Here is a 13094-nt window from a genome sequence, read left to right on the forward strand (position 1 = left end):
AGTGAGCCGGTCTTGCGAGCCCCGCAGTCGCGAACCACGGTGAACCGATGAGCGCGAGGAGTGCGCCGGTGTCGCGGGCCCCGCAGTCGCGACGCCGGCTCGTCGCCCTGCTCGTACCCGTGCTGTTGGCCGTCGCAGGGTGCACCGCCGGCACCGAGGAGAAGGACCCGGGCCCGTCCGAGCGGCAGAAGGCCGCCGCCAACCGCCCGTCGCCCTTCCAGGACTGCTCCGCCCTCGGTACGCCGCCCGCGTCCGCCGCACCTGCCCCACCGTCCGGCGGCGGGGGGCAGACGCTGCCCGAGCTGACCCTGAACTGCTTCACCGGCGGCGCCCCGGTAGCCCTGCGCGACCTGCGCGGCCCGGCGGTGATCAACGTCTGGGCGTCCTGGTGCCCGCCCTGCCGCAAGGAACTGCCCGCCTTCCAGCGGCTCAGCGAGCGGGCCGCCGGCCAGCTCCGGGTCGTCGGGGTCAACAACCAGGACGGCCGCGAGGCGGCCCAGGCCATCGGCGAGGACTTCGGCATCCGCTTCCCGGTGCTGGTCGACCAGGGTGAGGGCCTGAAGCGGGAGCTGAACCGCAAGGCCATCCCCCTGACCGTCTTCGTCGACGGGCAGGGCCGCGTACGGCACGTCGACTCCACGGGCGCCCTCGACGACGCCCGGCTGGCGGAGCTGGTCCGCCAGCACCTCGGCGTGACGGTGCCGGCGTGAGCCGGCGGCCCCCGGGTTGGTTCGACCCGCTGCTGACCCGGCTCGGCAGCGCGCGCAGCGAAGACTTCACCCGGCTGGTCACCCCGGAGAACGGGGGGCGGGAGAGCGCCGTGCTGGTGCTGCTCGGCGAGGAGCCCGGCGCCGGCCCCGACGTGCTGGTCCTCCAGCGGGCGGCCACCCTGCGCAACCACGCCGGTCAGCCGGCCTTCCCCGGCGGCGCGGCCGACCCGGAGGACGCCGACGCCCGGGCCACCGCGCTGCGCGAGGCGAACGAGGAGGTCGGCCTCGACCCGGCCAGCGTCACCGTCCTGACCGAGCTGCCGAAGCTCTGGATCCCGGTCAGCGACTTCGTGGTCACCCCGGTGCTCGCCTGGTGGCACGCCCCGCACCCGGTGCACCCCCGGGAGCCGGCCGAGGTGGCGCACGTGGCCCGGCTGCCGGTCACCGAGCTGGTCGACCCCGCGAACCGGATGCGGGTCCGCCACCCGAGCGGCTGGATCGGCCCCGCCTTCTCGGCGCGCGGGATGCTGGTCTGGGGCTTCACCGGCGGGGTGCTGGCCACCCTGCTGGAGATGGGCGGCTGGGCCCGGCCGTGGCCGCGCGACCGGGTCGTGGACCTGCCGCCGAGCGGGGAGGCTCCGGCGCCCTCCGCCGGCACCGACGCGGTGGACGAGACGCCGGTGCGCTGACCGGACGGTCACCTTCGGCAAGCGATGGTCATCTCGCGGGCCCGGTGCCCGTACGCTTGACGCGTGTCCGCCGTGGATCTCGTACTGCTGCTGCTCATGCTCGTGTTCGCGATCAGCGGATACCGCCAGGGCTTCGTCATCGGGGTGCTGTCGTTCTCCGGCTTCTTCCTGGGCGCGCTCCTGGGCCTCCAGCTGGGGCCGTTGCTGGCCCGGCAGTTCGTCGACAGCGGCACCCGGGTGCTGGTGTCGCTGGTGGCGATCTTCGGGCTGGCGGTGGTCGGGCAGGCGCTCGCCGGCTGGCTCGGTTCACACCTGCGCAAGACGATCACCAGCGACGTCGGCAAGCGGGTCGACGACGTCGGCGGGGCGTTCGTCTCGCTCTTCGCCGTCCTACTGGTCGCCTGGCTCGTCGCGGTGCCGCTCGGCTCGTCGTCGCTGCCCTGGCTGGCCTCCTCGGTACGCAACAGCGCGCTGCTCACGGTGGTCGACCGGGTCCTACCCGATGAGGCGCAGCAGCTCTCCACGGCGCTGCGCGACACCGTCGACACCAACGGCTTCCCCGACGTCTTCGGCGACCTGGCACCCACCCGGGCCCGGCAGGTGTCGCCGCCCGACCCGGCGCTCGCCGGCTCCCAGGTGGTCGTCAACAGCCAGCGATCGGTGGTCAAGGTGCTCGGCTCCGCCCCGAGCTGTTCGCGCCGGATCGAGGGCTCCGGCTTCGTCTACGCCGACGACCGGGTGATGACCAACGCGCACGTCGTCGCCGGCACCCGGTCCACGGTCGTGGAGCTGAACGGCGACCGGTACGACAGCAAGGTGGTCGTCTACGACCCCGACCGGGACCTGGCCGTGCTGCACGTGCCCGGGCTGCCCGGCCCGTCGATGCGCTTCGCCGCCGGCAACGCGGGCAGCGGCGCGGACGCGATCGTGCTGGGCTTCCCGCTCGACGGCCCGTACAACGCGCAGTCGGCGCGGATCCGGGACGTCGACCGGATCACCGGGCCGGACATCTACTCCGCCGGCAACGTGACCCGGGAGGTCTACACGATCCGGGCGCTCGTGCAGAGCGGCAACTCGGGCGGCCCGCTTGTCTCCTCGAACGGGCTGGTTCTCGGGGTGATCTTCGCGGCGGCGGCCGACGACCCGAACACCGGCTTCGCGGTGACCGCGGCCGAGGCCCGTCCCGTCGCCCTCGCCGGCGCCGAGCGCACCCGGGCCGTCGGCACCGGCGAATGCACCTGACCGGTCAGGCTCCCGCCGTCGGCCCGTGACCTGCCGTCGGCCCGTGACCTGCCGTCGGCCCGTGACCCGCCGTCGGTTCCCGGCCCGCCAGCGGTTCCCGGCCCGACGGCGGCGCGGGGCGGCCGGGTGGGGCGGCCCGCCAGACGGTGAGGGCGGCGGCCGTCGCGGCCACCACGGCCGCGCCGAGCAGCCAGCCGGCCAGCACGTCGCTGGTCCAGTGCACGCCGAGGGCCACCCGGCTGAACCCGGTCACCAGGGCCAGCAGCAGGGCGGCCGTCCACACCACCGGGCGCGCCGCCGGCCGTGCGCGCGGGAGGAACACCACCAGCAGCACCCCGGCGGCGAGGGCGGCGTTGAGCGTGTGCCCGGACGGGAAGGCCAGGCCGGGCGCCTCGGCCACCGGATCGGGCAGATCCGGCCGGGGCCGACCGACGAGCAGCTTGAGCAGCGGGCCGAGCAGGCCGCCGACCGCCATGGTGACGGCCACCCAGACGGCCAACTGCCGGGCCTGGCGGTGGAGCAGCCAGAGCACCAGGACCAGGGCCGCCGCGCGCAGCGGCATCGGGGCGAACACGTCGGTCACCAGGGCCATCAGGCGTACCCACGCCGGATGGTCGGCGGCGAGGCCGGCCAGCGCGCCGGTGACCGCCGTGTCGAGCTGGCGCAGCGGGGGCCAGTCTCCCAGCACCAGGAACGCCAGCAGCGTGAACGGCACCGCCACCAGGAACGCGGCGGTCGCGGCGAGGGTCAGCCGCAGGCCCCGCGCGTGCTCCGGGTGCAGGCGGCGGTCACGCCACGAGGAACGCGGCGGGGCGACGAGGGTACGCGGGCCGGACGGGCTCATGACATCCGTCCTACCCGCGACGCGGCCCGGTCAGACCCGTTGCGGCTCAGCCTGGCGGCAGGCGGCGCCATGTCGCGGCGGCGCGCCGGTGCGAGGCCAGCGGAGTCCACTGGCGGAACCGGCGCACCATCAGCGCCGCCCCGGTCAGCAGGGCGACGAAGAACGCGGCCCCGGTCCAGAGCTGCTCCGGCGTGGTCTCCTCCTGCGTACCCGCAGGCTGCGCCGCCCACCGGGACTGCTGGCGCGGCACGGTGAAGCCACGCGGGTCGCCGCCGACCCCCGCGACGTCGGGCTGCGCCGCCCCCGGTGCCGGCCCGAACCCGACCACGCCCGGGGAGGACTGGTCGTCCAGCGGGTTGCGGCCCACCGGGCCCACCTCGGCGTCAAGCGCGGCGACCGGGTCGACCATGCCGTACCCGAAGCGGTCGTCCCGGCCGGTCGGACCGATGTCGCGGGCGGTGGTGAGCAGGCGGTTGACCACGTCGCCGGCGGGCATCTCGGGGTAGCGGGCCCGCACCAGCGCGGCGGTGGCGGCGACCAGCGGCGCCGCGAAGCTGGTGCCCTGCACCCGCCAGTAGCCGCCCGGCCGGGCCCCGACGAGGCCGGTGGCGGGGGCGGTCAGCACGGTGGCCCGCCCGGTGATCGAACCGGACCAGAGGTTGTCGCTGTCGCGCTCCGAACCGGCGACCGCGATGACGCCCGGCTCGCGGGCCGGGTACCAGACCTTCGCGTTGGCCGCGTCGCCCAGGTTGCCGGTGCAGGCGACCACGACGACGTCCCGGACGAAGGCGTAGTCGAGCGCGGCCGCCAGGGCGGGGCTGTCGCCGCTGCCGCCGAGGGACAGGTTGATCACGCGGGCGCCGTTGTCGACGGCCCAGCGCACGCCCTTGGCGACGATCAGCGCGTCGTCGTAGCGGTTCTCGGCGTCGAGGACGCGCACCGGGAGGATCCGGGCGTCCGGCGCGAGGCCGACGGCCCCCCGCTCGTCGTCGTTTCGGCCGGCGATCAGCGCGGCCACGGTGGTGCCGTGGCCGACCGGATCGGGACTGCCGGTCGCACCCCGGGGCGCGACCAAATCGAGGCCGGGCAGCACCTGGCCGGCCAGGTCGGGATGGGTGGCGTCCACACCGGAGTCGACCACCGCGACGGTGACGCCCTCGCCGGTCGAGCTGCGCCAGGCGGTCTTCGCCCGCAACACGTCGAGCTGCCACTGCTCGTCGCGGACCTGGTCGGGGCGCTTCCTGCCGTCGGGCGCCGCGAACGCCACCGGAACGACGGCGACCGGCTGATGGAGGACGGGTAGGGCGGCGGGCTGCCGAGGGGCGGCGCCGGCTGCCGGCACCGGAGCCGCGACCGACACGACGGCGGCCGCCAGGCCGAGCAACGTACGTCCGGCGATCCGCCGAGCCGCTGGCGGACAGCTGTGCCGCACGGTCGTCACATCCTCAGGCATTCATCGCGACGCAAACATGACGATCGGAGATTACCGGTTCTCCGCCGCCTCGCGGGGCGTTCCGGGGACACTGGTCACGACCGCCCCACGGGACGCTCCCGGGGCACCGGTCACGGCGGCGGCAGATGGGCCAGCTGGACCAGGCGTACGCCCTCGCGCCGGGTGACCAACCGGCCGCGCCCCGGGGGCAGCGGGCCGGGCCGGACCGGGCCGACCAGCGCCCCCTCCTCCGGGCTGCCCGCCATCACCAGCCCCGAGGTGGAGAGCTCGCGCAGGCGCTGCACGAGCGGCTCGTACTGGGCCCGGCCGGCACCGCCCGAGCGGCGGGCGAGCACCAGGTGCAGCCCGACGTCCCGGGCGTGCGGCAGGTGCTCCTCCAGGGCCCGCAGCGGGTTGGACGGCCCGCTCGCGACCAGGTCGTAGTCGTCGACCAGCACGAACAGCTCCGGCCCGGACCACCACGACCGCTGCCGCAACTGCGCAGGCGTGACGTCGGGCCCCGGCACCCGCCCCGCCATGTAGCCGGCGGCCGACTCGATCAGGTCGGTGGTGTGCGCCGCGGCGGAGCCGTACCCGATCAGGTGCGGCGACGCCGACTCCGTCAGGTCCACCAGGCTGCGGCGGTAGTCGACCAGGATGACCCGGGCCTGCTCGGGGGTGAACCGGGTCATGATCGAGGTGGCCAGCGCACGCAGGAACGACGACTTGCCGCACTCGGCGTCGCCGAAGACCACGAAGTGCGGCTCGGTGGCGAAGTCCAGCACCACCGGGCGCAGGTCCGCCTCGGCGATCCCCACCGGGATGCGCAGGCCGGTGGTCGCGGTCAGGTCCAGCTCGGCGTACGGGAGCACCGGCGGCAGCAGCCGCACCGGGGGCGCGACGGGGCCGGTCCAGCTTCCGGCGGCCTGCTTGACCAGGTCCGTCGTGTCCCCGCCGGACGCGGCGAGCTGCGGCAGCGCGGTGAGGAAGTGCAGGCTCTCCGCCGTGATGCCCCGGCCGGGGGTCTTCTCCGGCACGTTCGTCGCCGCCCGGCGGGCCACCAGCGAGTCGGCGGGGTCGCCGAGGCGCAGCTCCAGCCGGGAGCCGAAGAGGTCCCGGATCGCCGGCCGGAAGTCCAGCCAGCGCACCGCCGTCGCCACCACGTGCACCCCGTACGACAGCCCCCGGGTGGCGAGGTCGGTGATGAGCGGCTCCAGGTCGTCGTACTCGCCGCGCAGTGTGGCCCAGCCGTCCACCACCAGGAACACGTCGCCGAACGGGTCGGCCCCGGGCTGGTCGGTGCCCGCCAACGCGGCCCGCCGCTGCCGCCAGGTCGCCATCGACTCCACGCCCAGCTCGGCGAAGCGTCGTTCCCGGTCGACCAGCAGCGTCGCGATCTCGCCGACCGTACGCCGCACGGCCGTCGGATCGGCGCGGCCGGCGACCCCGCCGACGTGCGGCAGGTCGCGCAGCGCGGCCAGCCCGCCGCCGCCGAAGTCGAGGCAGTAGACCTGCACCTCGGCCGGGGTGTGGGTGAGCGCCAGGGCGCAGATCAGCGTGCGCAGCGCGGTCGACTTGCCGCTCTGCGGGCCGCCGATCACCGCGACGTGGCCGGCGGCGCCGTCCAGCGCCAGCCAGAGCAGGTCACGGCGCTGCTCGAAGGGCTTGTCGACGACCGCCACCGGCACCTGGAGCGCGCCGTGCAGCTCCGGGTTGCCGAAGGTGAGACCGCGCGCCGGGTCGGCGCCGACCGGGCCGAGCAGCTCGTCCAGCGCCGGTGCCCGGCCGAGCGGGGGGAGCCAGACCTGGTGGGCGGGCGGCCCCTGGCCGGCGAGCCGGTCGACCATCAGCTCCAGCAGGCTCTCCGTGCCGCCCTCTTCGGCCGTGGCGGGCAGGGCGGGCGGCCCGACCGGCTCCGGCTTGGGCACGAGGTGGGTGGAGAAGGCGAGCAGGCGCGGGGCCCCGGTGCCGCCCGCGCCCGGTGCGGCGCCGCGTCGGCGCAGCGCCCCCGAGACGTACGCGGCCTTGAACCGCACCAGCGGTTCGGTGCCGAAGCGCAGGTAGCCGTGGCCGGGGGAGCGGGGCAGTTCGTGCGCGTCCGGCACCCCGAGCACCGTGCGGGACTCCAGCGCCGAGAAGGTCCGCAGCCCGATTCGGTACGACAGGTGGGTGTCCAGCCCTCGGAGCCGGCCCTCCTCCAGCCGCTGCGAGGCCAGCAGCAGGTGCACGCCGAGCGACCGGCCCAGCCGGCCGATCTGCACGAACAGGTCGATGAAGTCGGGCTTGGCCGAGAGCAGCTCGGAGAACTCGTCGCAGATCAGCAGCAGCGACGGCAGCGGGGCGAGCGGGGTGCCGGCGGCCCGGGCCCGCTCGTAGTCGCGCAGGCTCGCGAAGTTGCCGGCCCGGCGCAGCAGCTCCTGGCGGCGGACCAGCTCCCCGTTGATGGCGTCGACCATCCGGTCGACCAGCGGCAGCGCGTCGGCCAGGTTGGTGATCACCGCGGCGGTGTGCGGCAGCCGGTCGAAGGAAGCGAAGGTCGCACCGCCCTTGAAGTCGATCAGTACGAAGTTGAGCTGCTCCGAGCTGTGCGTGGCGGCCAGCCCGAGCACCAGGGTGCGCAGCAGTTCCGACTTGCCGGAGCCGGTCGCCCCGATCAGCAGGCCGTGCGGCCCCATCCCGTCCTGCGCCGACTCCTTCAGGTCCAGCTCGATGGCGCCGCCGTCGGTGCCCACCCCGATGGGCACCCGCAGCCGCTCCCGGGCGGACCGGGGCGCCCACCCCTGCTCGGCCGTGAAGCTCTCCGGGGCGCCGAGACCGAGCAGCTCGGGCAGGCCCAGCTCGGCGCCCGGCGGGGCGTCCGGGCCGCGGGCCGCGGTGGCCAGCCGCAGCGGGGCGAGCCGGCGGGCGACGGCCTCGGCGTCGACGAGGTCCAGCCGGTCCGCCGTACCCACCTCGGCGTGCCCCTCCGCCGAGTGGGAGCGCAGCCGGCCCCGGCGCAGCTCCAGCAGCAGCGCGAACCGGTCCAGCAGGCGCGGCGGCGGGGTGTCCAGGTCGATGATCGTGACGGCGTCGATCCCGCCGTCGCCGGTCAGGTCGGTGGCCCCCGTCAGGTCGCCCCCGTCGAGCACCACCACCACGTGCGGGCCGTCGGTGGCCGGGCCGGCGGGGCTGAACCGGGACCGGCTGGCCAGCACCTCGTCGAGCAGCCCCTCCAGCTCGGTCCCCGCGCTGGTGACCAGCCGGACCGGGCCGAGCGCGTCGGTGCGGGTGGGGTGGTGGGCGTGCGGCAGCCACTTGACCCACTCCCAGGCGGCCCGCCGCTCCGGCCCGGCGCAGACGGCGACGAGCAGCTCGTCGGGGGCGTGGAAGACCGCGAGCTGGGCGAGCATCGCCCGGGCCAGCGCCTGGGCGGCGGGCCCGTCGCCGCCGGTCGGGCCGGCGTCGCGTACGAAGACCCGGGCGAAGCTGCGCAGCGACAGCGCCACCGGCAGGTCGGGCACCACGGCGTACGCGTCCAGGAACCGGCGCAGCGCGCCGGCGGTCATCGGTTCCAGCTCCTCCAGCGGGCGGGTGACCGGCGGGACCAGCGGGGTGGCGAGGGTCTGCGGGCCGACGGCGACCCGGACCACCGCGAAGTCCGGGTCGGTGGGGCGGCGTTCCCAGACCCGGTGGCTGTCGACGGTCGACCAGAGCCGGCCGGGGTCGGGGTGCCGGTAGTAGAGCCCGGCGCGCTGCTGCCCGGCGGTCTGCCGGACCCGGCGCCGCAGCACGGTCAGGTGCCGCAGGTAGTCCCGCCGGGCGGCCATCATCTCCGATTTCTTCGGGGTGCCGGAGGCGCTGCCCCACGAGGTCACCAGCATGGCCAGCGAGGAGAGCCCGAACATCCCACCGACCACGTACGAGTAGGCGCCCCCGCCGCGGCCGAACATCATCGCCATCGCCACGGTGCCGCCGAGCATGGGCAGCACCATGAGCAGTTGCTGCCAGCGCCCGCCGGCGACGGCGGGGATCTCCGGCGGCGCGTCCACCGGCAGCTCACCCACCGGGATCTCCGGCGCCGGTCGGCGGGGTGGCCGCTTGATGACGACAGTGGACACTCGACCTCCTGACAGCGCTCGGTAACCCGAGCCTGGCTCATGGTAGGTAAAGTCCTGTCGTCCGCGCAGCCACCAACCCCGCCGGAGATGGAGATCAGTCGATGACGATCGGGTTGGCCCGGGTCACCATCAGCGCCCCTCAGCGGCGGGTGGACGTCGCCCTGCCCGAGCAGGTGCCCCTGGCCGAGCTGCTGCCCGAGGTGCTGCGGCACGCCGGCGAAGGGCTCGCCGACGACGGCGAACGGCACGGCGGCTGGGTGCTGCGGCGCACCGACGGCGCCGTCCTGGCCACCGCGCAGGCGCTGCTGCCCCAGGGGGTCCGCGACGGCGAGGTGCTGCACCTCGTGCCGGCCCGCGCCGAGTGGCCCGAACTGGAGTACGACGACGTGGTCGAGGCGATCGCCGACGGTGCCCGGCGGCGCGGCGGGGCGTGGTCACCCGCCGCCACCCGGGCCGCCGCCCTGGCCGGGGCCGCCGTGCCGCTCGCCGTCGGGCTGCTCGCCGTGACGGCCGGCGGGCCGGCGCACGAGGCGGCCTGGCCGGCCGCCGCCGTGGTGGCGCTCCTGCTCACCCTCGCCGGGGTGGTGGCGTCCCGGGCCCACGACGACGGGCCGGCGGGCGCGACCCTGGGCGGCTACGCCCTGCCGTACGCGGCGGCGGCGGGCGCCCTCGCGGTCACCTCCGGCGACCCGGTCGGGCCGGTGCCGGGGCTGCGCTGGATCGGCGCGCCCGAGCTGCTGGCCGGCTCGGTGGCGCTGCTGTTGGTGTCGGTGCTCGGGCTGGTCGGCGTCGCCACCCGGCTACGGGTCTTCGTGGCGGGCGCCACCGTCGGGGCTGCCGGCGCGCTGGCGGCCCTCGGCGGGCTGCTGCTCAGCCCGGCCGGCACGGCGGCGGTGCTGCTCTGCGTGCTGGTCTTCGCCGTGGGGGCGGTGCCGCTGCTGGCCATCCGGCTCGGCAAGGTGCCGCTGCCCCCGATCACCCTGCCCACCGGCGATCCGGGTGGCGCCGACCGGGCCCGCGACCTGCCCGACCGGGACCGGGTCTACGCGGCGGTGGCCCGCACCGAGGAGATGCTCACCGGAATGCTGCTCGGGCACGCGGTGCTGGCGGTCGCCGCCGCGGTGGTGCTGGGCCTCTCGGGCGGGACGGCCGGCCGGCTGCTGGTGGCGGTCGCCGCGGCCGTGCTGCTGCTGCGCTCCCGGCTGTTCGTGTCGCTGCGCCACCGGGTGCCGACCGTCGCCGCCGGGCTCGCCGGGTACGCGGTGCTGGGCGCCGTCCTCGTCGACGGCTCCGGTCCGACGGGCCGGCTGGCGCTGGTCGTCGGCGGGCTGATGCTGGCCCTCGTGGCGGTGGCCGCCGGCACCACGTACGCCCGCCGGCCGGTCTCCCCGTACGTCGGCCGGCTCGCGGACCTGACCGACACCGCCCTGGTGGTGTCGGTGGTGCCCGTGGCCTGCGCGGTCCTCGACCTGTACGAGCGGGCCCGGGGGCTGCTCAGCTGAGCGGCCCCCGGGCCCGTCGGTGGTCTGTGCCGGGTCAGTGCGTGGACTCGCCGCGCGCCTCGGCCTCCCGGGCGCGCCGGTAGGACGCCGCGATCTCCGCCTCGGCCTCGATGCGCCCCACCCACGTGGCGCCCTCGACCGACTTGCCGGGCTCCAGGTCCTTGTAGACCTCGAAGAAGTGCTGGATCTCCAGCCGGTCGAACTCGCCGAGGTGGTGGATGTCGCGCAGGTGCTCCTGGCGCGGGTCCTCGTAGGGCACGCAGAGGACCTTGTCGTCGCCGCCCTTCTCGTCCGTCATCCGGAACATGCCGATGGTGCGGCACCGGATCAGGCAGCCCGGGAAGGTGGGCTCGGGGACCAGCACGAGCGCGTCCAGCGGGTCGCCGTCCTCGCCCAGCGTCCCCTCGATGAAGCCGTAGTCGGCCGGGTACTGCGTGGAGGTGAAGAGGGTGCGGTCCAGCCGGATCCGGCCGGTCGCGTGGTCGACCTCGTACTTGTTGCGGTGACCCTTGGGGATCTCAACCGTCACGTCGAAATCCATCTGCACGCTCCCTCGTTTGCCCACGCTGGCCAACGGAAACCAGCGGCACGCCGCTCCACGGATGAATGCCCACCCGCGGGCTCCGGCCGCCGCATAGTGTTCGGACCGAAGTAGTGTCACCCAAGCAGATTTTCGCGGGGCGAGGAGGGGGCCGTGGGGAGGGAAGATTCACACTACCGTCCGGATGCCGATGCTGGACGGCGTACCGGCCGATCTGCTTCCGGCGGCGCGGCCGGGCGGTTCCCGGTGCCCGACGCCCACCTTCCCCGCCCGCCCGCGTCCCCCGGCCCCGCCGACCTGACGCCCGGCCCGTCCCCGGCCAGCGGAGTCCTCGCTGGCCCCGGCGCCCTGGGCGGTCCCGGCGTCCCGGCTGGTCCCGGATCCTCGGGCGGTCCCGGATCCTCGGGCGGTCCCGGCGTTCCGCGCGGTCCCGGCGGACCAGCGGGCCAGGGACCCTCGTCGGGGGCGGCGGACCTCTGGGCCGCCGCCGCGAACCGGCCGGCCGGCGGGCCGCCCGGCCCGGGCGCCCTGGAGTCGCCCGCGCCGACCCCCCGCCGTCGCCAGCGGGTGCCCGTACTGCTGGCCGCGGTGCTCGTGCTGGTTCTGGCCGCCGTCGGGATCGCCGTGCTCCGCCCTGGACCGGTGGCGGGGTGGCTGGGCGACGAGCCCGCCGGCCCGGGAGTCGCCGAACCGGCGGCGGAGCCGGCGCCGGTGGCGGTGCTGGCCGCCGCGGACGCGAACGCCCCGATGCCCACCCCCGAGGGCGTACGCGCCGCGCTCGCCCCGCTCGTGGGCGTGCCCGCACTCGGCGACCGGGTGCACGTGTCGGTGGCCGACGTGGCGACCGGTCAGCCGCTCTTCGGCCGGGGCGAGGACGACGGCACGGTGCCCGCCTCGGTGACCAAGCTCGTCACCGGGGTCACGGTGCTCGCGGCGCGTGGTCCTGCGTACCGCATCCCGACCCGGGCGGTGGCCGGCGCGGCCCCCGGTGAGGTGGTGATCGTCGGCGGCGGGGACCCCACGCTGGCGGTCGACAAGAAGGGCTTCTACCCGGGCGCGGCCCGCCTGGACGACCTGGCCGCCCAGGTGCGCGACGCCCTCGGCGGCACGAAGCCGACGAAGGTCACGGTCGACTCGTCGCTCTACTCGGGCCCGGTCTTCGAGCCGGGCTGGGACGACGACATCCCCACCGGCGGTTACGGCGGCGCGATCACGGCGCTGATGACCGACGGGGCCCGCAGCGACGTGACGCGCGCGAAGAAGGACGAGGCGGCCGGCAACCACTGGGCCGAGCGGGTGTCCCAGCCCGACCTCGCCGCCGGTCGGGCCTTCGCCCGGCTGCTCGGCGTGCCGCCCAGCGCCGTCGCGCGCGGCACCGCCCCCGCCGCCGGCGCCGCCACCCCGGGGCCCGGGGCCGAGCTGGGCAAGGTGGAGTCGCTGCCGATGGTCCGGCTGGTCGACATCATGATCAGCGACAGCGACAACATCGTCGCCGAGGCGCTGGCCCGCCAGGTCGCGCTGGCCCGCGACCAGCCCGCCTCCTTCGTCGGCGCGGGCGCGGCGATGGACGCGGTGGCCGCGGAGCTGGGCCTGCCGGCCGACGAACTGACCCTCGCCGACGGCAGCGGCCTGTCGCGCAGCAACCGAATCAGCCCCTCGCTGCTCACCGACCTGATCGCGCTCGCCGGTGACGGCAGCCGCCCCGAGTTGGCCGCGATCTTCGGCGGCCTGCCCGTCGCCGACTGGTCCGGCACCCTCGCCGACCGGTACGGGACGGCGGCGACGAAGGCCGGCGCCGGGGTGATCCGGGCCAAGACCGGGACGTTGACCAAGGTGCACGCCATCGCCGGCCTGGTGAGTACGAGCGACGGGCGGCTGCTCACCTTCGCGGTGCTCACCGACGCGGTGCCGCCGGACGGGCTGACGGCCGCCCGGGGAGCGCTGGACCGGATCGGCGCGGCACTGGCCGGCTGCGGCTGCCGCTGACCGCCGGCGCGGTCAGGGGCGGGCGTCGGCGCGGGACCGGCGTCGATCCCC

At 76.1% G+C, this 13094-nt stretch carries 8 protein-coding genes and 1 pseudogene; 5 read left to right on the top strand and 4 right to left on the bottom strand.

All coding sequences use genetic code 11. The features are described from left to right. Positions 1-47: 47 nt before the first annotated feature. From GA0070610_RS29595 to GA0070610_RS29605, 3 genes are all read left to right on the top strand, one after another. On the top strand, positions 48-710 hold the full coding sequence (locus tag GA0070610_RS29595) for a TlpA family protein disulfide reductase (RefSeq protein WP_089003066.1): 663 nt from the start codon (positions 48-50) through the stop codon (positions 708-710). Beyond that, entirely contained in the window at positions 707-1399 is a 693-nt protein-coding gene (locus tag GA0070610_RS29600) for an NUDIX hydrolase (RefSeq protein WP_089003067.1), read from the top strand. The genes GA0070610_RS29595 and GA0070610_RS29600 overlap by 4 nt, the downstream gene beginning before the upstream one ends. Positions 1400-1462: 63 nt before the next feature. Next, positions 1463-2641, top strand: a complete 1179-nt coding sequence (locus GA0070610_RS29605; protein ID WP_089003068.1) for a MarP family serine protease — start codon at positions 1463-1465, stop codon at positions 2639-2641. Positions 2642-2759: 118 nt separating this feature from the next. Here GA0070610_RS29605 and GA0070610_RS29610 read toward each other — a convergent pair. The 3 genes and pseudogenes from GA0070610_RS29610 to eccCa all read right to left on the bottom strand — a co-directional run. After that, positions 2760-3485, bottom strand: a pseudogene (locus GA0070610_RS29610) (phosphatase PAP2 family protein); the annotation flags it as partial. 46 nt (positions 3486-3531) lie between these two features. Further along, positions 3532-4938 carry a type VII secretion-associated serine protease mycosin gene (mycP, locus tag GA0070610_RS29615; protein WP_089003070.1) on the bottom strand — a complete coding sequence of 469 codons (1407 nt, stop codon included), beginning with the start codon at positions 4936-4938 and terminating at the stop codon, positions 3532-3534. Positions 4939-5048: 110 nt separating this feature from the next. Further along, positions 5049-9014: a type VII secretion protein EccCa gene (gene eccCa / locus GA0070610_RS29620; RefSeq protein ID WP_089003071.1), complete on the bottom strand. Its 3966-nt coding sequence runs from the start codon at positions 9012-9014 to the stop codon at positions 5049-5051. 101 nt (positions 9015-9115) lie between these two features. Here eccCa and eccD point away from each other — a divergent pair, with 101 nt between their 5' ends. Continuing rightward, positions 9116-10516, top strand: a complete 1401-nt coding sequence (gene eccD / locus GA0070610_RS29625; protein WP_089003072.1) for a type VII secretion integral membrane protein EccD — start codon at positions 9116-9118, stop codon at positions 10514-10516. Positions 10517-10550: 34 nt separating this feature from the next. Here the strand turns inward: eccD and GA0070610_RS29630 are convergent, their stop codons facing one another. Continuing rightward, the gene (locus tag GA0070610_RS29630) at positions 10551-11057 is read right to left on the bottom strand and encodes an inorganic diphosphatase (RefSeq protein WP_089003820.1); all 507 of its coding nucleotides are present in this window, start codon (positions 11055-11057) and stop codon (positions 10551-10553) included. A 528-nt stretch (positions 11058-11585) separates the two neighbouring features. Between GA0070610_RS29630 and dacB the strand changes: the two genes are divergently transcribed. Continuing rightward, the gene (dacB, locus tag GA0070610_RS29635; RefSeq protein WP_231926257.1) at positions 11586-13043 is read left to right on the top strand and encodes a D-alanyl-D-alanine carboxypeptidase/D-alanyl-D-alanine endopeptidase; all 1458 of its coding nucleotides are present in this window, start codon (positions 11586-11588) and stop codon (positions 13041-13043) included. Positions 13044-13094 lie beyond the last annotated feature (51 nt).

It is taken from the genome of Micromonospora echinofusca (assembly GCF_900091445.1).
Lineage (GTDB): Bacteria > Actinomycetota > Actinomycetes > Mycobacteriales > Micromonosporaceae > Micromonospora > Micromonospora echinofusca.

Excerpts from the sequence above, each read along its gene's own strand:
- GA0070610_RS29595 (WP_089003066.1), top strand. The coding sequence starts at position 48 with ATGAGCGCGAGGAGTGCGCCGGTGTCGCGGGCCCCGCAGTCGCGACGC.
- mycP (WP_089003070.1), bottom strand. The coding sequence starts at position 4,938 with ATGCCTGAGGATGTGACGACCGTGCGGCACAGCTGTCCGCCAGCGGCT.
- eccD (WP_089003072.1), top strand. The coding sequence starts at position 9,116 with ATGACGATCGGGTTGGCCCGGGTCACCATCAGCGCCCCTCAGCGGCGG.
- GA0070610_RS29630 (WP_089003820.1), bottom strand. The coding sequence starts at position 11,057 with ATGGATTTCGACGTGACGGTTGAGATCCCCAAGGGTCACCGCAACAAG.